Genomic DNA, 21,719 nt, shown 5'->3' on the forward strand with positions numbered 1-21,719 from the left:
CGGCCCGGTTGTGTTGCGCGCTGTGCTGGTGCATGACGATGTCGGGCCCATTGTGGGCTGCGCAGGACAATCTGCTCGACGTCGAAAGGAGCGGCACGGCGAACACGAATCCAGCCGGTGCAGACACGATGACCGTGCGGCGGGACGCGCAACGAAGTCTGGGCAGTGCGGCCGATGCGCCCGTGCAGGCGCGTGTTGCCCGTACGGAGCAGCAGAATCTGCTGGTTCCCCCCGCGCCTTCCGTTAAACCGGCGGCTGCGCATACAGGCACGGATGCCGCCGATGACGCGGACAGTGTAAATGTGGCAAGCGTGCCCGATGAACGTCCTCTGTGGCGTCTGCTGCACGAGAACCGGCTCGCCGAATATGATCGCAACCTCGTCTCGATCACGCATGATTTTCCCGCGTGGACGCCGCCGCTGGCGCTCGCGGCCGAGCGTGCGCGCCGCCAGCAGGAAGCGGATATCGCCGCGGCGCTGAACGGCGAACCAGCAGCGCTGAGTTTGCTGATTGCGCGCCTGCCGGAAGCATTCGGTTGCGCGCACATCGATCGTGTCTGGAAGGCGGCAGATGTGTTTGCGCGCACTGGTTACGTGGATGAGATTTACCCGCTCTACCGCAGCTTGATTCCTGCATGCGAGCCCAGCAAGAACCGTATCGCGACGCTCTACCGTGCCGAGCACGAATTGCCGTCTGCGCAAGCCGACGCACTGATCGAGCTGGAAGCGTCGCAAGGCCGACGCGACGAAGAGGGCGAGAGCGCCTTTCAGCGCCTGCGTTACCTGCGCGACATCGCGGCGCTCGGCGCGCTGCCACCCGACTCGGCTGACGCCGCAAAGCAACTCGCGGCGCTCGCGCCATCGATTCACGCGTATCGCGACGCGTCGGCGGCCGCGCTGGCCGGATGGATCGAGCTTGCGCATCATCATGTGGATGACGCGGACGACTGGTTCAGCCTCGCGCTCGGCTTCGCGCCGGCGGACACGGACGCGACGCTCGGCCTCGCTCAGGTGCGAATCGAACAACGCGACCTCGATGGTGCCCAGGCATTGCTCGACGAGCAGTCATTGCAGGACGAGCCGCGTGCCCGAAAAGCGCGTGCGCAGATCGCGCTTGCGTGCGCGTCGGCAGCTTACGAACGACGCCATTACCGCGAAAGCTTGCAACTGCTCGATACCGCGGCAAGCGAAGGTCTGCCGGCCGCAGCGAGCGACATGCTGCGTGGCTGGGATCTTTATGCGCTGGGCCGGTATGCAGAGGCGGCTGCGCTGTTTCGCGCCCAATACAACCGGGATCACAGCGACGACAGCGCTGAGGGCCTGGCGCTCGCCTTGCGGGCGACGCATCGCGGTGCGGTACCGCGTCGCGGCGCTGCTTCGGGAGACGATCGGCTGGTCAATTCTTACCTGTATGCACTGGATGCGCAGCAGCTCTACTATCGCAAGGAGTTTGTCGCCTCGCGGGTAACCTTGCGCGAGGCGCTCGCCGAGGCCGATGACAGCCAGAGAGTCATGCGTTACGTTCCCGCCGACCTGAGCGGCATCGACGCGGCGTCAGTCTCCGGCGGGCTCACCCGGGCGCATCACATCGGGACATCCGGCCAGGGAGGGCTCGATACGATTGCGCCTGAGATGCGGGGCGAGTGGATCGATAACACCGCGCAGTTTGAGCTGCGGTATCGGCAGTTGTATATGGATGCCGGAACGACTTCTCTTGATCAGACGGTGCCGGGATTGGCGGGGCTTCTCAATAGCAGTAACTTCGCTGCGCTCCGGAACGACCCAGTCTTCCAGAAATGGGAAGCGGCCGCGCAAAGTCAATCGCTGGGAGGCTCTGCGCGCGCCGAGGAGCTCCAGTTCATGGTCGCCAACACTTTTCGCGTGGGTACCTTGTCGCCATTCGACTGGAGTCTATCGCTCGGCGCGACGCAAGGCTGGCCAACTGGATTCCAGCCCAATGTCCTGGGGAACATCGGACAACGAGCGCCATGGGGCACGTGGTCAATCTATGCTGGACTCATGCCTGTGCGGGATTCGCTATTGTCGTGGCGAGGCATGGAATTGGACGATGTGAAATGGGGCGCTGTGCGTCGGGAAGAGCAGGGTGCGCAGATACACTGGCAGGTTGCGCCTCGCTGGAGCATCAATACGGCGGCGGAAGCGCAGTGGCTGACGGGCCCGAACGTCATAGGTAACGAAGGTATGTCCGCCGATATTTCGGGTGGTTACGACTGGCGCGTGCCAGGCTTCGACTACTTCACTACAGGGCCGACGTTGCACTACCTCTCGTATCGACGGAACGAGAACTTCTATAGTTTTGGCCAAGGTGGTTACTACAGTCCCCAATCGTCGCTGAGCATGGGCGTCGCGCTGCAATGGCTATCTGAAGAAGGCCGCACGTGGCAATGGCTGGGAAGTCTCGAAGCGGGCTGGAACACCACCCTTCAAGATACGGAGAGCTGCTTCCCGCTCGGCTTGCCGACCGACATCGCCAATGAGGTGGGCAGCGAAAACGCCACCGCAGCAGCAGGACTCACCTGTGCTGGCAGTCACGACCGGGGTCCATACGGGCACGCACAGCTTGCAGCAACAATAAAGCTCGCGCCGCACTGGCAGGTTGGCGCACTCGCGGATGCGAACGTCACACCGGGCCGCGACAAGCAGTTTGCTGCACTTGCGTTTCTACGGTATTTCTTCGAGCCGCGCGGGGCCGTCTTCAGCCGCGACCTGCCGCACAACACGCGCGACTTTTACCTGCAGCTCGACGACAACCATAACTAGGGCTAAGGATGCCCCTACACAAAAATCAGATCCCGCTTACTGGGTTTTTGCTCCAGTCATCCTTTCCAATTGCCGTATACAACCTATAGAAGGTGAGTGGGATTTTGACTCTCAGCTCGCGAATACCAAGAACATCGACATCGATTCTTCGAAGGGCACGACGTGAGCCGCTATGTACGCACAATCAGGTTCAAGATCGTTGTCACGCTAAGCGTGTGCTTAACGCTCATGACCATCATCGGATTGTCGGGAATGACGTGGCTGTCCAGATTAGGCTCAAACATGAGCGCGATCTATGCCACGAACGTGTTTTCGCTCGCCCTGGAGGGTCTTGGCTTTCTGGTTGTGGTGGGCATGTCGATCTACCTGTTGCGCGCGATCTCGAATCCTCATGACGAGGTGGACATCTCCGAATGCAAGTACCTGCAGCACCGGATGGCGTTGCTCGATCGCGCCGTCAACCTGTCGCATGAGGCGATCTACGTTATCGACGAGCAACTGACGTTCATTTACGTCAATGACGCCGCTTGCCGGTTGCTCGGATACAGCCGGGACGAGCTACTGGGCATGACTCCATTTGACATCGATCCGGACATTACGCCCGAGATGATGATGGAAATGAAGGGCGGGTCTGCGGACGGTATGCAGACCATCTTTGAGACGCGCCATCGGGCAAGCGACGGGCGCATTTTTCCGGTTGAGATCAGCTCATCCCAATTCGAACTATCAGGTGCAAAGTTCAGCACCTGCATGGTCCGCGACATCACTGATCGTAAGCAGGCACAAGAGGCACTGTATAAGCGGGAGCAGGAGTTCCGTACCTTGGTGGAGAACTCGCCGGACACCATTGCCCGATACGATCGCAACTGCCGCCGTGTATACGTCAACCCGCGAATGGTGAGCGCCCTAGGCGGGGACATGGCACGTATTCTTGGCACAACACCCGTCCAGTTCCCGGGCGGCGATACCGCACCGGAATACGAAAACGTCCTTCGTCAGGTGTTCGATCAAGGGGTGGAGCGGGACTTCGAGCTGCACTGGCAGCAAGACGACGCGGAGTTCTGCTCGCATATCCGCGTGACGCCGGAATTCGATCGCGCGGGTTGTGTGGCACATGTGCTGTCGGTGGGCCGCGACATTACTGAAATCGACCAGTATCGTCAGAAGATCCGGCATCACGCTTTTTTCGACAGCCTTACCGGACTGCCGAACCGGGAATTGTTCTCCGATCGTATAGCCAAGACAATCGCCGATACCACACGTCATGGAATCCGCTTCGGCGTGATGCTGCTGGATCTCGACAACTTCAAGGAGGTCAACGATACGCTGGGGCACGGTGCAGGTGACCGCCTGCTATGCGAGGCGGCCGCACGTATGCAGGATTGCGTGTCCGTGTACTGCACGGTGGCGCGCCTGGGCGGCGATGAATTCGCCGTATTGCTGCCGGATGCGCGAACGGTCGACGAACTGGGAAACACTGCGAGAAAGATCATGGATGAGTTCGCGAGGCAGTTCGTCGTAGGCGGCCGGGAGTTGTTCGTGACAGTCAGCATTGGTATTGCACTGTATCCAGACGATAGCAACGAGGGTGACGTTCTGTACAGGTATGCTGACTCTGCCATGTACCGCGCCAAGAGACTCGGGCGTAACAATTTCCAGTTCTACACACGAGAATTGACCGAGCACTCCCAGGAGCGCATGGAGATTGGGTCCGCCTTGCGCGGAGCCCAAAAGAACGGCGAACTGGTGCTGTATTACCAGCCACAAGTCGAGTTGGCATCGGGGCGCGTGACCGGAGCGGAAGCGCTGATACGCTGGGTTCGTTCCGGTCACGGGATGATGATGCCGGACCAGTTCATTCGGATCGCCGAAGACTCCGGGCTCATCGTGGATATCGGCCAGTGGGTATTGCGAACTGCCTGCGCGACGGTGGCGCAGTGGAATAGCACGCAGGAGATTCCGCTGCGTATGGCGGTGAATCTTTCTACACGCCAGTTCATCCGCAACGACCTTGCCGGATCGCTACGCTGCATCCTGGCGGAAACCGGCTGCAAGGCGGAATGGCTGGAATTGGAGATCACCGAAAGCCTGCTGCTCGAAGACAGTCATGAAGTGAACGCCATGCTGTCCGAGTTGCGCGGCATGGGGCTTTCCATCTCTATCGATGACTTCGGCACCGGTTACTCGGCATTGAGCTATCTGCACCGCTTCCCCGTAGGGCAAGTCAAGATCGACCGCTCATTCGTCAAGGATATTTCAGAGCGACGCGAAAAGCGCGAACTCGTGAAGGCGATACTTTCCATCGCAGGAGCCCTGCACCTGGAATCAGTGGCGGAAGGGGTGGAAACGTCAGAACAGGCAAACTTCCTGGTGACACAGGGGTGCCAGTTGGCACAAGGTTACCTGTTTGGAAAGCCGATGCCGCGTGAGACGTTTGATGTCCTGCTTGCGTCAGGCCGTAGCCATCTCGCGGGCGCGTCGACGTGAAATTACGACCTGGCACACAGTTTTTTGCGTCGCTGCCGTGACCGATTGCAGGATCGAATGAGCACGCATTTCCCGACAAAAAATTCAGGAAAAGCCTACATCAATCGGCCTTTAGAAGACTTGGAGCGTTGTCGTAAACTCGTATTGCACATCGTGCGTACAGTGTCGGCAGGGAAACATTCTAAGGAGTCTCGATTTTGAACAACACCGACGCACTGCTGAAATCACTCAATACCTTCCTCACGTCGAATGGCGACACCCTTGCCCGTTTCGGTGCAAGGGTTGCGGTCATGAGCGTACTCCTTGATGTCACGCTGCCAAAGCTCACGTTGGCTCAATGCGTCGAGATCACAAAGCTGTTTCGAGACGGAATTGAAGATACGCTGTCGCTCATGGACGACATACCCGTTCCTGGCGAATATCGCTCAACGCTGCTGGAACAGACCAATCTGTTCCTTGCCATATTGAACGCTAGCGGTGAGATTCATTCATAGCGGCTCTTCGTCAATGAATCCTGAACCGGCATAAATAGGCATGCCAAATCAAATCCGTTTTCGATGCAATCGTTGCAGAAGAGATGTCGCTCCGAGACTCGAGTTGAACAGAAAGGGCACCAAGCCGGAGAGGCTGGTCTGCCCGGCCTGTGGGAAAACGATAAAGGACTTCTACAACGCCTGGCCAGGAGCAATCGCGATTTTTATTGCGCTCGCGGTTCTCGTGTACCTGAGGTTCGGACATCCTTAAATACCTCCGCGTCGACCTATCGCATCATTACTATCAACCTGAACGCAAAGGCACCATGGCAACCTACAAAGCTCTTCGAGAGCAGCTTGCACTGCTCACCCAGAAAGCTGAAGCTGCTCGAGCGCTCGAACTTCAAGGCGTTATTTCCGAAATTCGAGTGAAGGTAATGGAATACGGTCTTACAGAGAAGGACCTTTTTCCCCGCAAGCGCGGTCGCCCCGTTAATGCCGCAAAGCCCGCTGCCGCACCGAAGTATCAAGATCCGAAAACAGGCCGGACATGGTCTGGACACGGCCGGATACCGGACTGGATCAAGGGCAAGGACCGCGACCGGTTTCTTATCAATGGTTAGACGGCGATGTTCGTTGACCTCGACGGATTCAAGGCGGTCAACGATGCGCCAGGCCATCACGTTGCTGGACATCCGGTTTGCCGACGAAGGAGGCCAGTTGGGCGAGGCGACGGCCCACATGCTCGCGCTTGTCGACACGCTCATCCAGAGTACGCGCGACGTGTCTGCTTAGTTGCGGCCTACGATGCTCGACATGGGCCTGATTCCGGCGCTCGAAAGGCTGACGGCGAATTTCACGCGGCACACCGGAATGCGCTGCAATCTTCAGGTGCCACAGAGCGAAGTCGAGATGACCGACGAGCAGGCTGTCGTGATCTTCCGGATTGTCCAGGAATCGCTGACGAATGCCGCGCGGCATTCGAACGCCAAACGCGTCGACGCGGTGTTTCGCTGTGAACCGGAAGCATTCGCTCTCGAGATCAAGGACAATGGTATCGGGTTCGATGTGCAGAACATGCGCAAACCGAATACGTTTGGCCTTGTCGGCACGCGTGAGCGCACCCTGAGGGCCGGCGGTGAGATGGACGTCGTGAGCAAACGGGGACGCGGTGCATTGGTGCGGGTGCGTATCCCGATTCCGGGAGGCATGCAGCCCCCCGAAGACGTAGATTCCGCTTAGAACTTGTGGCGCGGACCCAGACGAACTGCCAGTCACCTCAACTCGTGGCCACCGGTTTCTTCGAGCATCGACACTGCGATCAGTGAAACGATGACGCAGACGATCATGTACCAGGCTGGGGCCATGGTATTACCCGTTGCCTTGATGAGCCAGGCAACGACAAGTTGCGCCGTGCCACCAAAGACTGACACTGCGACTGCATAAGCGCTCGCCAGATAGCCGGCGCGCACGTGTTTCGGGAAATTCTCGGGCATCAATGAGTACGCCGGCGCCGATCCCATCGTGTAGAAAATCATCAGCAGAACGATCAGGCCGAAAACAACCGGCAGCTCCGGAAAATGGTTCATTAGCCAGAAGGCCGGGTACAGCAAAGCAATCAACACGACGCGGCCAATGATGGTGAGCGGCTTGCGCCTCTGCATCTTGTCCGAGAGGGCGCCCCAGACCGGACACAAGACCAGCGAGACACACGCCGCACCGATCGACACCAGCATTGAAAGCTTCGCCGGCAGCTTCAGATACTGGATGGAGTAGGTCGGGATGTAGTACATCAGCACGTAAGTCGCGACCGTCATGCCCATGATCGCGAATACAGTCAGAAACCATTTCCGCAGGAGGGCTGGCTCAAGGCTCGAACCCTTCGTCTTGCTGGCCGTAGGTGGCTCTTCAACGATATGCCGGCGCAGATACACACCGACCGGCATAATCAGGACTCCGGCCAGAAACGGCACGCGCCATCCCCAGTCGAGGAGTTGCGTGTTGGTGAGCTGGTAGTTGAGCAGCGCGGCCATACCGGACCCGAGCAGCGCGGCGGCACCCTGGCTCGCGAGTTGCCAGCTCGCCCGAAAGCCGCGGCCCCTGGCCGAACCCGTCTCCAGCAAGGTAGCAGTCGCGGCGCCAAACTCCCCGCCCTGCGCGAAACCTTGCAGCAGGCGTGCGAACACGATCAACGCGGGTGCGGCGAGGCCGATTGTCGCGTAGCCGGGCGCGAGACCAATCATCGCGGAACCCACTGCCATCAGAAAGATCGTCAGCGTGAGCGCCGCGCGGCGGCCGTGCTTGTCCGCGTAATGCCCGAGCACGAAACCGCCCACGGGGCGCGCGACGAACCCGATCGCGAAGGCGGACAGCGCGAGCAGGGTAGAGACCACGGGATCGTGCGCAGGGAAGAACAGCTTCGCGATCGTCAGTGCAAAGAAGCTGTAGACGGTGAAGTCGAAGAACTCGAGCAGATTGCCGAAGACCGCGGCCACGACGATCCTGGTTTGGGACGCCGGCGTGGCAACGGGCGATACGGCGGATTGCACTATGGGCTCGGCTGACATGGGGGTTCCCTTGGGCTCAGGTTTCGCGTGACGGTTCGGGTCACGCGAGGCTTGTGCTAGATCGATGGCAATGATGCCGGCTATGTCTAAGGTTTTTCGGCGAGGAAGCGCTCGACGAGACGCGTCCAGTACGCCGCGCCTACCGTGAGGTTGTCGTCGTTGAAGTCGTACGACGCGTTGTGCAGCATCGGTGCGCCTTCGCCGTTGCCAAGGCGCAGGAAGCAGCCCGGCTTTTGCTGGAGGTAATAGGCGAAGTCCTCGCTGCCCGCAATCGGGCCAAAGCCGTCGATCACCCGTTCCTCGCCCACCAGTTCGCGCGCCACCTGCAACGCCAGTGCGGTCTCCGGCGCGCTATTGACGACGACCGGGTAGCCCGGCACATAGTCGACGTCGATCCGCGCGCCGTAAGCATCCGCATGCGCCTGTGCAAGGGCGCGGATGCGCGTCTCGAGCAGTTTGCGAACCTCGGCATCGAACGAGCGCACGCTGATCTGCAGGCGCGCTGTTTCGGGGATGACGTTCGCCGCATGTCCGGCATTGAAGGCGCCGACGGTCACCACCGCGGCTTGCATCGGGTCGACGCTGCGTGACACGACGGTCTGCAGCGCGGTCACCAAGGCGGCGCCGATTACGACCGGGTCGACGGCCAGATGGGGCCGCGCCGCATGGCCGCCGCGACCGTGAATCACCAGTTCGACCGTATCGCAGGCCGCCATGAACGGCCCGCTGCGGAACATGAAAGTGCCGCTCGGGTAGCCGGGATGGTTGTGCAGCCCGAAGATCGCCTCGCACGGAAAGCGCTCGAACAGGCCGTCTTCGATCATGCGTTTGGCGCCGCTGTCCGAGCCGATTTCCTCGGCGGGTTGGAATACCAGGTGCACCGTGCCGTCGAACCGGCGTGTGCGGGCCAGATGGCGGGCGGCGCCGAGCACCATGGTCGTATGGCCGTCGTGGCCGCACGCGTGCATCAGACCCGGCTGGATGCTGGCGTAGGGCAGACCGGTGGCCTCATTGATGGGCAAAGCGTCCATGTCGGCACGTACCGCCACCGCTCGCGAGCCCGTCCCCGCCTTGAGCGTGGCCACCATGCCGGTACCGCCCAAACCACGCGTCACCGCATAGCCCCAGCTTTCCAGGTTCTGCGCAACGAAATCGGAGGTCTTGAACTCCTGATAGGCCAGTTCCGGGTGGCGATGGAGATGATGACGAATGCCGCTCAACTCGTCGCGCAGATCCCGCGTGTCGTCGAGGGAGCAGAAGTCCAGAGTACTTGACATGATCGAGCTTGCAAAGGAGTAAGGAATGAGGCCAGTATTTCGCCGCAAAAAACGCCGATCAATGACGTTTTGCGGGCGATAATGTTGACTTTGATGTCAACGGATGCAGCCATGTCGAGCGACGCTGAAACCCCGCGTGATACCGTATTCAGCACCCGCAGCCTGCGCTATCTGCATGAAATCGAGGTGTACGGCGGCGTACGCGCGGCGGCGGACGCGTTGTCTATCAACGCTTCGGTCATCAGCCGCCAGGTGGCGCAACTCGAACGCGTGCACGGTGTCGCGCTGCTCGAGCGGCGTGGCCGGCGCGTGACGCTGACGGAAATTGGCATGAACCTCGTCGAGCATTTCCGCGAAAGCGCGCGGCGCGACGCCGAGATGCTGGTGCAACTGGAGGACTACCGGGGCCTGCGTCGGGGGCGGCTCGAGATTGGCATTGGCGAGGGCTTCGTCGAGAAGCTGCTCGCCACCGTGCTGGAGGCGTTCAGCCTGCAGTTCCCGGACATCGTGGTGGAACTGCGCAGCGGGGCGACCTCCGAAATCATTGCCATGGTCCGTAATGACGAGGTCGATCTCGGCCTGTGTGCCGGCGGCAGCAGTGACCCCGCTATTCGGGCGCGAACCTATCGCGCGGCGCCGTTGTGCGCGCTCGTCAGTCCGCAGCACGCGCTGGCGGGGGAACGGCGGATCCGGGGCGAACAACTGGTGAACCACCGGTTGATCTTCATGCCGGCGCGCTTTGGCGTTCAACAGTATCTCGACTCGCTCATCCGAGCGGAACGGCTGAATCTGACGCCGGCGTATCGCTGCGACCTGTTTTCAGCGGCGCAGGCGATAGCCGCTGCGGGGCTAGGCGTCGCGTTCATGTCGACCGATGCCGCGCGCCAGTATCTGGACGCCGGAAAACTGGTCCCACTCGAAATCGACCACCCGATCGCCCGGGAATTCGGCAGCCAGGTGATACGCCGGGTCGGGCGCCGCCTGTCGCCCGCCGCCGAATTCCTCTGGACGCAACTTAACAGGGCGATGCAAAAGCACGGGTCGGCAACGGGCGGGCGAAGGTAGGGGTAAGAGGGGGCCGCACTCGGCGCAGCAGTATTCGTAGATCGGCATGATGCTGCTACCAGTGCGCGCCCAGTTCACCGCGCGGCACGAATCGCCCGCGCCCGGTTTGGCCCACCCACTCGCCGTCGTCGATCAACAACTCGCCGCGCAGCAACACCTTCTTCACCCGTCCGGTGACCTGATGGCCTTCGAATAGTGTGAAGTCGCAATCGCTGTGTTGCGTGTCTGCGCTAATCGTATGCGCTTCACCCGGATCGAACAGCACGATATCGGCATCACTGCCGATCGCCAGCGTACCTTTCTTCGGGAACAGTCCAAACAGTTTCGCGGGTGCCGTCGACGTCAGTTCGACGAACCGGTTCAGCGAGATCCGGCCGGTCCGGACACCACCGTCGTATACCACCGTCATGCGTGTTTCGACTCCCGGCACGCCATTGGGAATCTTCGAGAAGTCGTCGCGTCCGAGCGGTTTCTGGTTCACATTGCCGTGATGACCCTCTTTCATGCAGTAGGGGCAATGGTCGGTCGAGATCAGTTGCAGGTCGTCGGTTTTCAGCGCGGTCCATAACGCGTTCTGTGCATCCTTCGAGCGCAGCGGTGGACTCATCACATACCGCGCGATATCGAAGCTTTCGTCGGCATACGCCGATTCGTCGAAGAACAGATAGTGCGGGCAGGTTTCCGCGAACACCGGAATGCCGAGGTCGCGCGCTTCGATCACATGTTTCAGCGCTTCTTTTGCCGAAAGATGGACGAAATACACCGGTGCCTCGGCGAGCTCAGCGAGCTTGATGCCGCGGTGGGTCGCTTCGCCCTCCATGATGGCCGGGCGCGTGAGCGCGTGATAGCGTGGCGACGTGTGACCTTGTGCGATTGCTTCGCGAATCAGCAGGTCGATCACGGTGCCGTTCTCGGCGTGCAGCGCAATCATGCCGCCGTGCTGGCCGACCATCCGCATGGCCCGGAAAATCGCCGCGTCGTCCGACATCACCGTGCCGGGGTATGCCATGAACATCTTGAAGCTCGACACCCCTTCATGACGGATCGCGTACTGCATATCGCCAAGCACGGCGTCGTCGACCTGCGTGACGATCACGTGGAAGCTGTAGTCGATGCTGGCGACGGACGCGGCTTTCGACTGCGCGCGGGCAATTGCATCGAGCGGGCTGGTGCCGGCGTTTTGCAGCGCGAAGTCGATGATGGTGGTGGTGCCGCCAAAGGCGGCCGAGCGCGTACCGGAATCGAAGTTGTCGCAGGTCACCGAGGGCCCGAAGGTATTCTCCATGTGCGTGTGCGCGTCGACGCCACCGGGAAACACCAGCAAGCCGCTCGCGTCGATCACGTGGGTATCGGGTCCGGCTTCGAGTTGCTGGCCGATACAGACAATACGTCCGCCTTCGATCACGATATCGGCAACGTAGTCGTCGACGGCGGTAATCAGGCGTCCGCCGCGGATCAGGGTGCGGGTCGGGTTGTGCGTCATGAATCACTCCGTTCATGGTCAATGGCAAGCGCAAAGGAGAGGGCGTCTTCGAGGCGGCTGATCTCCGCGGCGGACAGGCGCGGGATCGGCGGACGCATCGTTGCATGCGGAAATTTGCCGAGTAGATGCAGACAGGCCTTCAGCCGCGCGTTCGCATGCGAGCCTGGGGCCGTGCCGTAGATGGCCTTGGCCAGCGGATACACACGCGCATGGCATTGTTGAGCCTCGCTGAGGTTGCCGCGCAACACCGCTCGATACAGCGACACGATCAGCTCCGGCACGACGGCTGCGAGACTGACGAGGCTGCCTTCGGTGCCGATCGCGAAGCACGGGAACAGGTGCTCGTCGCCCGATGCCATGACCGCCACATGCGGCGCCACGGATTTCGAAAGCCTGCGATTCGCCTCGTACGCACCGGTTTCCCAGCTCCCTTCCTTGATTGCCACGACCTCGGGCAAGCTGACCAGTGCCGTCAGCATCTCAGGGGTGTAGGCCATCGCACCGGTGTTGACGCCCGCCTGATACAGCATCATCGGCAAGCGGGCATTCGCGTTGGCGAGTCGGTGATGTGTCACGACGGTTTCCAGATCGGTGGAGAGCGCCCATGAATACGGCGGGAAGAGTAACAACGCATCGGCGCCCGCGCGTTGGGCGTCATCGGTATGCGCCTGGGCTTCGTAGCTGTCCTCCGCGTTCACCCCTGCGACGATGATCGAGCGCTCGCCGCACACGCTGTGTGCGATCTCGACGACGCGCCGCTTTTCGTCGCGCGACAACGCGGCGTTTTCACCAGCATGGCCGTTGATCAGCACACCGACAATCCCGTCGACCGCCGCCACATCCTCGAGATGGCGCGCGAGCGCAGCTTCGTCCAGATGGCGGCCGTGTGCATCGAGCGGACACAGCGTGGCGGCATAAACACCATTGAAGGGGGCGTCGTGCGAGGGAATCATTGGGTCTGTTCTCGATGAGGGGATTCGGGTGCGGCAGCGATGAGTCGCGCGGGATCGAACAACGGCAGCTCGGGCGTCACGCCGAGCATCGTTTGAGCGAGCAGTTTTCCCATGTAGGGGCCGCTCGTATAACCGGAGTGCACGCAGCCGATCACCCACGCATCGGTAAGCCCAGGCAGCGGGCCGATCATCGGCATGGCGTCGGCTGTTTCGGCCTCGAGGCCCAGCCAGATGCGTGCAACGCGCGCTTTCGCTAGCGCGGGAATCACATGTTGCGCAAGCCGTAAGTTGCCGGTCAGGTTTTGCGGAATGGTTTCGACGGGGCCGCGCGTGCGATCGCCGATACCCTGCCAGCCGCCGCCGATCAGCACCGTGCCGTTGGCAAACTGCTTCATCGACAGCAGTCCATTCGCGATGCTCAGCACCGAGCGCATGACGGGCGGCATCCGCTCGGTTACGATCAACTGATTCACCAGTGTCTTCACGGGAATGCGGATATCTAGCATCGCCAGCAACGGTTCCAGCCAGACGCCGCCGGCTATCACGAGACGCCTCGCGTCGACGCGAATCGAGGCGCCGTCGTGATTGGGGCCGTGTACCCGGTAGTGTCCATTTGTCTGATCGATGCGGACAGCGGCCGTCTGCTCGAAGATCTGCACGCCGGCCGCACGCAGCGCCGCGTGATAGGCGCGACCGGTCTGATAGGCGCTGGCGAAACCGTCTGTCTGGCAGAACGCGGCTTCGAGCATCGCAGGGTTGAGGCCGGGTTCGATCGCTAGTGCTGCGTCGCGCTCGAGGAGGTCGATCTGTGCACCGTATTCGCGCCGGGCCGCGGCACGAGCACGCAGCAGTTCACGCTCGGCTTCGGTAAACGCGAGCGAAAGTCCTGGCGCAGCGGTTGCAAGTACGCTCGAGCCGAGCCACTGGTCGGTTTCCATCCACATTTGCCAGCCGCGCATCGCGTAGGGAATCAGCGCTGCACGTGTCATATGCAGCGTCAGCGTGCCGGCGTTCACCCCGGAGGCGGCGCGACATAGCGCGTCACGTTCGATGAGCGCCACACGCATGCCGCCGCTTGCGAGGAACAGCGCGGTGGTGCAACCCATCACACCCCCGCCGACCACGGCGGCATCGAAGGGCCCATGCACCGTTTGACCCGGTGTATTCATAGCGGGGCCGCCTGTGGAATGGGAATATCGTCATACGTGAAGTCGCCAGTCAGCGCCTCGAGCGTCACGGGGCGCAACGGCGTGCGCGCAGAAAAGCAACCCACGGTTTCGCGCGAGTTTGCGCCCACACGCCGCATCAGCAGTTCGCCGGCGACGTCGCCGCACGTGCGCCCCTGGCACGGGCCCATGCCGCAGCGCGTCCATGCCTTGAGTTGGTTGACGTCACGCGCACCGTCATCACATGCGGCGTCGATCTCTGCACGGGTCACGTCTTCGCAGCGGCAGATAATCGTTTCCGCTGCGATGCTGTCGACGTGGCCGGGGCGCAGTGCCATCAGATTCGCCATGGCATGGCCGAAGCGCGCGGCGTGCCGGTGCGCGCGCCGCGCAGGCTCGATGCGGCGCTTCAGGCGCGAGGGGTTCGAGGCGCCGAGGTCGAGCGCGCACGCGAGGCCGGCTAGGGTGCCGTGTGTGGCCGCGGCTGCCGCACCGGCAATACCGGCACCGTCGCCGGCGACATAGAGCAGCGGACGCGAGGTACGCCCGTCCTGATCGGCGATGGCGATCCAGCCTCCCGCCTCCCGCGAGTAGCCATGCTTCGCACGCAACAGACGGGTGATCTCGGTAGCGGGCGTGAGTCCGTGACCGACAGCGATGCAATCGACCAGCACGGTTGCTCGCTGTCCGCCGACCGGCCGTCCCGCTGCGTCACATGGGGCGAGCGTGGCGCGTAGGCGCTGTTCGACAGGCTCGACGCGGACGATCGTGTGGCGCGCATAGCGGGGCGTACCGGCGCGGCTGATCGTGCGCCACCAGTTGAAGCCTTGCCTTAGCAGATCGGGGCGTGTGAGGATCGCAGGCAGGGTGCGCGCCCAGTCGGACGTGCCGGCCAGATCCGCAATCGCCTCGACCTTGCCGCCACCCTCGATGGTTTTCGCGGCCACGGCTGCGAGCAGTGGTCCACATCCGGCGACGAGCGTCGAGCGGCCCGGCAGTACGCCCTGTGACTTCAGCAGGATCGTCGCGGCAGCCAGGCCGATTACGCCTGGCGTGGTCCATCCTTCGAACGGCACGACCCGCTCGGTCGTGCCGGATGCCACGATCAATGCGCGCGCCGTGCAATGCAAAGGGCCATTCGGACCGGTCGCGTCGACGCGGTAGTCACCGGTCACGGCCCATACCGGATGCGCAAAGAAGGTGGTCACTTTACTGGCGGCCAGTTCGCACCGCAGTGCGTCGCCGGCCTGCTGATCGGCGTTGTTGCTAGCACCGATGCCGTCTATGGGGTCGCGATAGACCGGGTCTCGATAGACCTGTCCGCCCGCGCTGGGGTTTTCATCGAACAGCGCAACCGTCAGCCCAGCCGAAACGAGCCAGCGCTGCATGCACGCCGGCCGGCCCGGCGCCGAGCACTACCACGTCGAACTCAGACATCGGCGCCGGTCTCCGCAACGGTTTCGACATGTAAGCCGTCGGTGACGGGCGTCTGGCAAGCCAGCACGCGGCGGCCGCCGACCATCACCAGACACTCCTGGCACGATCCCATCAGACAGAACATGCCGCGCGGTTGATGCAGGTGCGCACTGGTGCGCAATGCCTTCACGCCAGAGGCGAACAGCGCGGCCGCGACGCTTTCGCCGGTGCGTGCCGTGAAGCGCTGGCCATCGAGAAACAGCTCGACCGTGACGGCATGGTTCGTCTCATGAATACGCATTACGTCCTCTCCAGACATCGGTGCCAACCTCGCTTGACAAGTAATTTAGGCGATGCTTTGATGGTAACGTATACGATACGTATACGCAAAATCGTCAAAAACAAGCGGCGCTGCGAACGCCTCGACCGAGCACTTCCACACCCCTATGATTTCCGGGTTGACTAGCTTGAAGACAGAAATTTCCGCATGGCAACGCGCAGCGTTTCTTCGAATATTGCGGCCACGCTAAAAGGTTCCCGAGCGACAGAAGGCTGCCACGCCAGCGCCTGCTCACCGCTCCGATACATGGTTAGGACCGCACTGGAGTGACACAAATGAGCTACAAAAAGAGATGCTTGGCCATTTCCGCTTTAATCGTCACTTTGCTGGCGGCGTTTTTCCTTGGATGCCTATTTACGAAGAAGCACGATGCCGGCAAGACTACGATCGGCGATGACAAGATAAGCAATCTAATCTTGAATGACCCCAATGCATGGATAAATCCGTATTCGGCGTCATCACCAATACATCGCGAGTTCGATGAATTTAAAAAATGGATGCTGAATAACAAGAAACTGGCAGGCCTCAACGATTCAGCGAGTCCCGGCCATCTGTTGCGGTTATCCGACCAACTGCAGACAAAGGGAGTGCCCAGGTTACCGACTAACCTGCTGGAGCAACGTTTGTCCTCTGTTAGCAAGATATTGCCGTCGCTGGATACCCATCTGTGTAGCACGCTTCTAAAAGGCGGATTTAGCACCACAGAGTTCATGGTCCAAGCTTCTTCGGTCTTGGAATCATTTAGCGACGAGGAAGCGAAGGCATGGTTCCTTGTCAACAAAGCTGCCATCGAGGCACAACTGGATGGATCACCGCTCATCGTTCTGTCTGCTGAAGACGCGGCGCGGGGCATTCTGGAAATCGCAAAGTCAATGTATGGACCGCAATCCAGGGCCTTCATTTCCGGGCTAACTGGCCTGAAGACAGCGAACGATGAAGATACGTGCACGACGGTACGAATCCTTTATGCCAAAGGCAATTCTCTGCCTGAACCTTATCGCGGATACATGGCGAGGTGGCTTCTCACAGGAACAGAGGGGAACGAAAAGCTTTGATAGAGACTATTTCCTAATGAGGAATGCGAGCCGGTTTGATGCTGCCTTTCAGGTTTCGATCCATCTGACCATTCCCGGCACCGATGCAGAAATTTCCGATAGATGGTCGCGCAATCTTTCATTGATGATTGCGGGACAGGCTAAAAGTGCTTGAACGAGAGAAGCCCGTCGCGCCAGCGCCTGTTCAGCGTTCTGAGGCGCGGGTACAAAGCATTGAAATGGCACAAATGAAATTAACGACGAGATTATTACTCAGTGCGATTGTGGTTATCTGCGTTGCAACGGCATTTTTCCACGGCTGTCATCAGAAGCCGAAAAAGGGCGTAAACGAGACTGCGGTTAGGGATGTCATGGTCAGTGATGCTACGGTATGGACAAATCCCTTTTCGAAGACGTCTCCTATATACCGCGAGGCTGAAGAATTTCACCAATGGCTGCTAGATAACAGGACGCTGGCCGATGAGGTTGACGCGGCCGGGTCGGTTGATAAATTAATGCTAGCGGGTCAGTTGGCAACAAAAGGATTGGCCCGATTGCCGACTGATTTGCTGGAGCAACGCCTGCCTCTTGTTGGCAGGATGCTCGCTTCATTGGATACACATACGTGCAGCAGGTTTATACGGGGCGAGATACCCGACTCAGAGTTCATCAGCTATGCAGCCCCGATCATGGAGTCCTTCAGCGCCGCTGAAGCGAAAGCATGGTTCACTGTGAATGGGTCTGCCATCAAGGCTCAGTTGGGTAACGCTCCGATTCTCGTTCTGTCGACTGAAAATGCAAAGCAAGCGATTTTTCAAATCGCAAAATCGATGCAAGAGCCGGAACACAGTGCGTTTGGTTCCGGATTGGCGGGCTTGCAAACTGAGAGCGACGAGGATGCGTGCGCGACTGCGCGAACTCTCTATCTCAAAGGAAATTCTTTGGCTGAACCGTATCGGGGATACATGGCGAGATTGCTTCTTACTGGAAAAGATGGACATCAAAAGCCTTGAGCCGATCGCTCTCAGCTGGAAATTCGGGCTGACTTGATGGTTTTTTTATCCGCTTTTTTCCCAACATAAAATTGGACTACTACACAATGAATATCAGTATAGTTGACGGTCTTCTTGGCCCAATAACCGATACCGTTTCATCGATTGTTACCACTATCGAGTCCGTGGCAGGTAAGGATATGGTAGGGGCTGCTGCCAATGCCGGTACGGTACTTATCAATGGTGCAGCAATCCTCACTGACAGTGGCTACCTATCGACGCTCAATTCGGCCGTCGGCACCACCAGCACGGCAGCGATGACTATCAAACGCTTCCCAGACCAGATGGAAGCATTGAATACTTCACTGTCCAACTATAACAGCGCTATAGCGTCTGGCGATCACGGAGCGATAAGCGCTACCGGCCTGAACCTGACAGGCTCTGTCGCAACGGTCATTAGTACCATCGGGTCGATAGTCGCGAGCGTTGCTGACGCGATGGCAACCACGGGTTTGATCGGAGCGACAGCGGCGGCCCCTATAACGAGCCTTGGTCTGGCGATTTCGGCGACGGCGGGATTGTTTGCGCTGGCCGCAACTAACGCGGTCGTGGACGCGGTAAAAGCAGCCGCGGACAATATCAGTAATCTGCTCAATGACATCGAGGCACAGTTGGGTACAGGCTCGTCGGATTCCGGTCAGACGGGTGCGCCTGGCGCTGGCGGGACTGGACCCGAATCCGGCGCTGGCGGCGCCGCAATGGGTAAATATCAGGAAACGTATCCCCTAATCAGCCCACTTGTCCTCGACCTGACTGGTTCGGGAATCAACCTGACTCCGCTGAACACAAGTTCTCCGTACTTCGACTTAACCAACAATGGTTTCGCCCGCCAAACCGGCTGGGTTGGTGCCGGTATGGGATTGCTTTGTTTCGATCCGAACGACCAGAACATCACGAATATCACCCAGCTATTCGGCAACGAAACGACTGACGGATTCGATATCCTGCGTAGGCTCGACGCCAATCATGACAATGTTATCGACGCATCCGATCCCGAATTCGCAAGCCTGCGGGTGTGGGTCGATGCCAACGGGAATGGCGCTTCGGATTCAGGCGAACTCTACACACTCAGTCAGCTCGGCATCGTTTCTATCAACCTGAATGCCACTGCGGTAACTGAGACCATCGCAGGCAATAAAATAAGTTCGATTAGCAGTTATACGCTGGCAGACGGCACCACTCGCGAAATTGTCGATGCATGGTTCGCCAACAGCACGATGAACACCAAACCGCTTACGCCAGTCGATGTGACGGCAGCTGCAGCGGCGCTCCCTCAATTGGCAGGCGCGGGAACATTGCGGGACCTGCGCTCGGCCATGACGCTCGATCAGGATTTGCAGAATCTCGTGCAGATCTTTGTGAAGCAACCGCCTGGCACCAGCCCCTCCAGCTTGGAGTCGGCTGCGCAAGCGATTCTTTTCCAGTGGGCGAGGGTTACTCAAGTGGCGCCCACGTCGCGTGGTGGCTCGATTGACGCACGGCAACTTAGCTTCGTAGAACAGTACTTGGGCCGGCCGTTCAATACAACCGGTGACGGTGCCAACCCGGGAATCAGGGCGGCTGCCTACTTGCAACAATCCTGGAATGATCTGTACGACGCGGCGTTGGCACGCCTCGTCTTGCAATCGCCTCTGGGTGCGAGCATGGCGCCCGAATTCAGGTACGACGCCGCCACCGATACGGTCCAGGCGACTGCTACGTTCGCACCGGCACTAGCCGCAGCCTTCCAGCGTCTCGGCACGATTAACGCCACAAATCTTGCTTCGTGGGATCTGCTGTTACGCGTCGCAGACGCAGCGCGATTTGACATGGGGATGTCCAACTCGGTGTTCGAGAAATACGTTGCCGCTGCGACGAACGACACCGTCGCATCGATTGCGAACGCCATTGCCTCGGGCCTCCAGATCAGCATCGACGGATCGGGGCGCATCCAGGAAACCGGTAGCACGATCTATCACGATTTCTATGCTGGTCCGGGAGTTAGTGTGCTGATCGGTGAGCGCGCTGGCAACGACCCAAGCATCCAGTTGCCGGGTCACGATGTATTCCACTACTCCGCCGGTGATGGCGTCGTGGAAATTCGCGAAAGTGACCCAAACTCCAGCGCGCCTGCCAACACACTGAGCTTCGGTTCGGGGATCGACCCGTCATCGATCAAAGCCAGGGTCCTGAGCAACGGCGACATGGTGCTGACCGACGGCGTCACAGGCGACCAGATTACGCTGGTAGGGGAACTACGCGACAGCGGCGGGGGCGTCCAGTTTGTGCAGTTTGCAGATGGCACAACATGGACGAGGTATCAGTTGATTCAGGTTGCCGCACTCTGTGGAACATCGGGTAATGACAAGCTCTACGGGACTGCCAGCGCGGAAGTATTCGATGGCAAAGGCGGCAACGATTATGTCCAGGGCGGTGGCGGTGGCGGTGGAGATACGTTCATCTTCAACGCGGGGTACGGAAAACTGGAAATTTACGAATCGGACAAGAGCAACAGTCCCTACAACGTTCTTCAGCTTGGCCCTGGAATCAACAAATCGTCGGTCACGGTACGGGGGACAAGCAGTGGCAATCTGGTGCTAACGGACGGTATCGCGGGGGATCAGATCACCCTGGACTCGGCAATGCTCTTTGATTCAATGGGAGTGCAGGCGGTACGGTTCTCTGACAACACAATCTGGACGCGTCAGCAGCTAATTCAGATGGCCACTACGGGCACGGCGGGTAATGACACGCTCTATGGAACTGGCAACGCCGAGGTATTCGACGGAAAGGGCGGCAATGATTACGTCGTGGGTGGCGGCGGTGGCGATACGTTCATCTTTAATGCGGGCTACGGAAAACTTGAGATTAGTGAATATGATTCCGCCAGCGCGCCGCATAACGTGCTCCAACTGGGTACGGGAATCAGTGCGTCATCAGTCGCGGTGAGGAGCACGAGCAATTCCGGCATTGTGCTGACGGACGGCATCGCGGGCGACCAGATCACGCTGGATTCGTTTATGAGCGGCAGATCCTGGGGAGTGCAAGAGGTGCAATTCGCCGATGGGACGACATGGAACAGACAGCAACTGCTCCAGATGGCGGCAACCGGTACGGCGGGCGACGACAAAATCTATGGAGCATCCAACGGGCTAGTATTCGACGGCAAGGGCGGCAATGACTATATCCAGAGTCAAGGCGGTGGCGACACGTTCATCTTCAATGCGGGCTACGGGAAACTGGAGATTTCGGAACTGGACTCAAGCAAGACGCCCCATAACGTGCTGCAACTGGGTGCGGGAATCAGCGCGTCATCAGTCACGGTGAAGGCCACGAGCAATTCCGGTATTGTGCTGACGGATGGCATCGCGGGTGACCAGATCACGCTGGATTCGTTTATGAACGGCAGCGCTTGGGGGGTGCAAGAGGTGCAGTTTGCCGATGGCACGACATGGAACAGGCAGCAACTGCTCCAAATGGCGACTGGCACGGTGAGCCTCGCCGATCGGCAAGTCAACAACCTGATTGCGGGCATGGCATTTTACGGCGCGCAATCGGCTGCTAATTCGCAGACGCTGGCTGCGATCCAGCAGCAACCGCAAGCGATGCTCGCGGCCAACCTGTACTAACACTTCCTTCATCTGCTG

The 21,719-nt window shown here is 59.9% G+C and carries 17 protein-coding genes; 10 read left to right on the forward strand and 7 right to left on the reverse strand.

The features are described from left to right. Window positions 1-38: 38 nt before the first annotated feature. The 6 genes from BLQ92_RS30945 to BLQ92_RS30965 all read left to right on the forward strand — a co-directional run bounded on the left by BLQ92_RS30945 (window position 39) and on the right by BLQ92_RS30965 (window position 6,982). Window positions 39-2,780, forward strand: coding sequence for a cellulose synthase subunit BcsC-related outer membrane protein (locus BLQ92_RS30945; protein WP_244896692.1), 2,742 nt, complete (start codon window positions 39-41; stop codon window positions 2,778-2,780). Between the two features lie 282 nt (window positions 2,781-3,062). Next, complete coding sequence (locus tag BLQ92_RS30950) at window positions 3,063-5,267, forward strand: putative bifunctional diguanylate cyclase/phosphodiesterase (RefSeq protein ID WP_208449357.1); 2,205 nt, start codon at window positions 3,063-3,065, stop codon at window positions 5,265-5,267. A 197-nt stretch (window positions 5,268-5,464) separates the two neighbouring features. Continuing rightward, the gene (locus tag BLQ92_RS30955; protein WP_090691251.1) at window positions 5,465-5,761 is read left to right on the forward strand and encodes a hypothetical protein; all 297 of its coding nucleotides are present in this window, start codon (window positions 5,465-5,467) and stop codon (window positions 5,759-5,761) included. Between the two features lie 305 nt (window positions 5,762-6,066). Next, window positions 6,067-6,363, forward strand: coding sequence for an H-NS histone family protein (locus tag BLQ92_RS30960; protein WP_090691254.1), 297 nt, complete (start codon window positions 6,067-6,069; stop codon window positions 6,361-6,363). Window positions 6,364-6,406: 43 nt separating this feature from the next. After that, window positions 6,407-6,535 (forward strand): hypothetical protein, encoded by a 129-nt coding sequence (locus tag BLQ92_RS41185; RefSeq protein WP_279607921.1) that lies wholly within the window; start codon window positions 6,407-6,409, stop codon window positions 6,533-6,535. 21 nt (window positions 6,536-6,556) lie between these two features. Further along, on the forward strand, window positions 6,557-6,982 hold the full coding sequence (locus BLQ92_RS30965) for a sensor histidine kinase (RefSeq protein WP_176072122.1): 426 nt from the start codon (window positions 6,557-6,559) through the stop codon (window positions 6,980-6,982). A gap of 32 nt (window positions 6,983-7,014) precedes the next feature. Here BLQ92_RS30965 and BLQ92_RS30970 read toward each other — a convergent pair whose 3' ends face one another. Both BLQ92_RS30970 and BLQ92_RS30975 read right to left on the reverse strand, forming a co-directional pair. After that, a complete protein-coding gene (locus BLQ92_RS30970) occupies window positions 7,015-8,307 on the reverse strand; it encodes an MFS transporter (RefSeq protein ID WP_090691260.1) in 1,293 nt (430 codons plus the stop codon). 86 nt (window positions 8,308-8,393) lie between these two features. After that, window positions 8,394-9,584, reverse strand: a complete 1,191-nt coding sequence (locus BLQ92_RS30975) for a M20 aminoacylase family protein (protein ID WP_090691263.1) — start codon at window positions 9,582-9,584, stop codon at window positions 8,394-8,396. Between the two features lie 111 nt (window positions 9,585-9,695). Here BLQ92_RS30975 and BLQ92_RS30980 point away from each other — a divergent pair, with 111 nt between their 5' ends. Next, window positions 9,696-10,649 carry a LysR family transcriptional regulator gene (locus BLQ92_RS30980; RefSeq protein WP_090691265.1) on the forward strand — a complete coding sequence of 318 codons (954 nt, stop codon included), beginning with the start codon at window positions 9,696-9,698 and terminating at the stop codon, window positions 10,647-10,649. A 55-nt stretch (window positions 10,650-10,704) separates the two neighbouring features. On the opposite strand, the gene hydA is transcribed toward BLQ92_RS30980, so the two are convergent. The 5 genes from hydA to BLQ92_RS31005 are packed head-to-tail and all read right to left on the reverse strand — an operon-like array spanning window position 10,705 to window position 15,968. Beyond that, on the reverse strand, window positions 10,705-12,132 hold the full coding sequence (hydA, locus tag BLQ92_RS30985; RefSeq protein ID WP_090691269.1) for a dihydropyrimidinase: 1,428 nt from the start codon (window positions 12,130-12,132) through the stop codon (window positions 10,705-10,707). Beyond that, window positions 12,129-13,085 carry a dihydrodipicolinate synthase family protein gene (locus BLQ92_RS30990; RefSeq protein ID WP_090691272.1) on the reverse strand — a complete coding sequence of 319 codons (957 nt, stop codon included), beginning with the start codon at window positions 13,083-13,085 and terminating at the stop codon, window positions 12,129-12,131. The genes hydA and BLQ92_RS30990 overlap by 4 nt, the downstream gene beginning before the upstream one ends. Next, window positions 13,082-14,254, reverse strand: a complete 1,173-nt coding sequence (locus tag BLQ92_RS30995) for an NAD(P)/FAD-dependent oxidoreductase (protein WP_090691276.1) — start codon at window positions 14,252-14,254, stop codon at window positions 13,082-13,084. The genes BLQ92_RS30990 and BLQ92_RS30995 overlap by 4 nt, the downstream gene beginning before the upstream one ends. Then, window positions 14,251-15,639 carry a (2Fe-2S)-binding protein gene (locus tag BLQ92_RS31000; RefSeq protein ID WP_143016706.1) on the reverse strand — a complete coding sequence of 463 codons (1,389 nt, stop codon included), beginning with the start codon at window positions 15,637-15,639 and terminating at the stop codon, window positions 14,251-14,253. The genes BLQ92_RS30995 and BLQ92_RS31000 overlap by 4 nt, the downstream gene beginning before the upstream one ends. Before the next feature lie 41 nt (window positions 15,640-15,680). Beyond that, window positions 15,681-15,968 carry a (2Fe-2S)-binding protein gene (locus BLQ92_RS31005; protein WP_090691280.1) on the reverse strand — a complete coding sequence of 96 codons (288 nt, stop codon included), beginning with the start codon at window positions 15,966-15,968 and terminating at the stop codon, window positions 15,681-15,683. Window positions 15,969-16,282: 314 nt separating this feature from the next. On the opposite strand from BLQ92_RS31005, the gene BLQ92_RS31010 reads away from it, so the two are divergent. The 3 genes from BLQ92_RS31010 (at window position 16,283) to BLQ92_RS31020 (ending at window position 21,701) form a co-directional block, all read left to right on the forward strand. Further along, window positions 16,283-17,062, forward strand: a complete 780-nt coding sequence (locus BLQ92_RS31010; protein ID WP_090691283.1) for a hypothetical protein — start codon at window positions 16,283-16,285, stop codon at window positions 17,060-17,062. Between the two features lie 146 nt (window positions 17,063-17,208). Then, complete coding sequence (locus BLQ92_RS31015; RefSeq protein WP_244106230.1) at window positions 17,209-18,054, forward strand: hypothetical protein; 846 nt, start codon at window positions 17,209-17,211, stop codon at window positions 18,052-18,054. A gap of 86 nt (window positions 18,055-18,140) precedes the next feature. Then, complete coding sequence (locus tag BLQ92_RS31020) at window positions 18,141-21,701, forward strand: calcium-binding protein (RefSeq protein ID WP_090691291.1); 3,561 nt, start codon at window positions 18,141-18,143, stop codon at window positions 21,699-21,701. Window positions 21,702-21,719: the final 18 nt, after the last annotated feature.

The sequence above is a fragment of the Paraburkholderia phenazinium genome (assembly GCF_900100735.1).
In the GTDB taxonomy this organism is placed as follows: Bacteria; Pseudomonadota; Gammaproteobacteria; order Burkholderiales; family Burkholderiaceae; genus Paraburkholderia; species Paraburkholderia phenazinia.

Excerpts from the sequence above, each read along its gene's own strand:
- BLQ92_RS30945 (WP_244896692.1), top strand. The coding sequence starts at position 39 with ATGTCGGGCCCATTGTGGGCTGCGCAGGACAATCTGCTCGACGTCGAA.
- BLQ92_RS30950 (WP_208449357.1), top strand. The coding sequence starts at position 3,063 with ATGAGCGCGATCTATGCCACGAACGTGTTTTCGCTCGCCCTGGAGGGT.
- BLQ92_RS30960 (WP_090691254.1), top strand. The coding sequence starts at position 6,067 with ATGGCAACCTACAAAGCTCTTCGAGAGCAGCTTGCACTGCTCACCCAG.
- BLQ92_RS41185 (WP_279607921.1), top strand. The coding sequence starts at position 6,407 with ATGCGCCAGGCCATCACGTTGCTGGACATCCGGTTTGCCGACGAAGGA.
- BLQ92_RS30965 (WP_176072122.1), top strand. The coding sequence starts at position 6,557 with ATGGGCCTGATTCCGGCGCTCGAAAGGCTGACGGCGAATTTCACGCGG.
- BLQ92_RS30970 (WP_090691260.1), bottom strand. The coding sequence starts at position 8,307 with ATGTCAGCCGAGCCCATAGTGCAATCCGCCGTATCGCCCGTTGCCACG.
- BLQ92_RS30975 (WP_090691263.1), bottom strand. The coding sequence starts at position 9,584 with ATGTCAAGTACTCTGGACTTCTGCTCCCTCGACGACACGCGGGATCTG.
- BLQ92_RS30980 (WP_090691265.1), top strand. The coding sequence starts at position 9,696 with ATGTCGAGCGACGCTGAAACCCCGCGTGATACCGTATTCAGCACCCGC.
- hydA (WP_090691269.1), bottom strand. The coding sequence starts at position 12,132 with ATGACGCACAACCCGACCCGCACCCTGATCCGCGGCGGACGCCTGATT.
- BLQ92_RS30990 (WP_090691272.1), bottom strand. The coding sequence starts at position 13,085 with ATGATTCCCTCGCACGACGCCCCCTTCAATGGTGTTTATGCCGCCACG.
- BLQ92_RS30995 (WP_090691276.1), bottom strand. The coding sequence starts at position 14,254 with ATGAATACACCGGGTCAAACGGTGCATGGGCCCTTCGATGCCGCCGTG.
- BLQ92_RS31000 (WP_143016706.1), bottom strand. The coding sequence starts at position 15,639 with ATGCAGCGCTGGCTCGTTTCGGCTGGGCTGACGGTTGCGCTGTTCGAT.
- BLQ92_RS31005 (WP_090691280.1), bottom strand. The coding sequence starts at position 15,968 with ATGCGTATTCATGAGACGAACCATGCCGTCACGGTCGAGCTGTTTCTC.
- BLQ92_RS31010 (WP_090691283.1), top strand. The coding sequence starts at position 16,283 with ATGAGCTACAAAAAGAGATGCTTGGCCATTTCCGCTTTAATCGTCACT.
- BLQ92_RS31020 (WP_090691291.1), top strand. The coding sequence starts at position 18,141 with ATGAATATCAGTATAGTTGACGGTCTTCTTGGCCCAATAACCGATACC.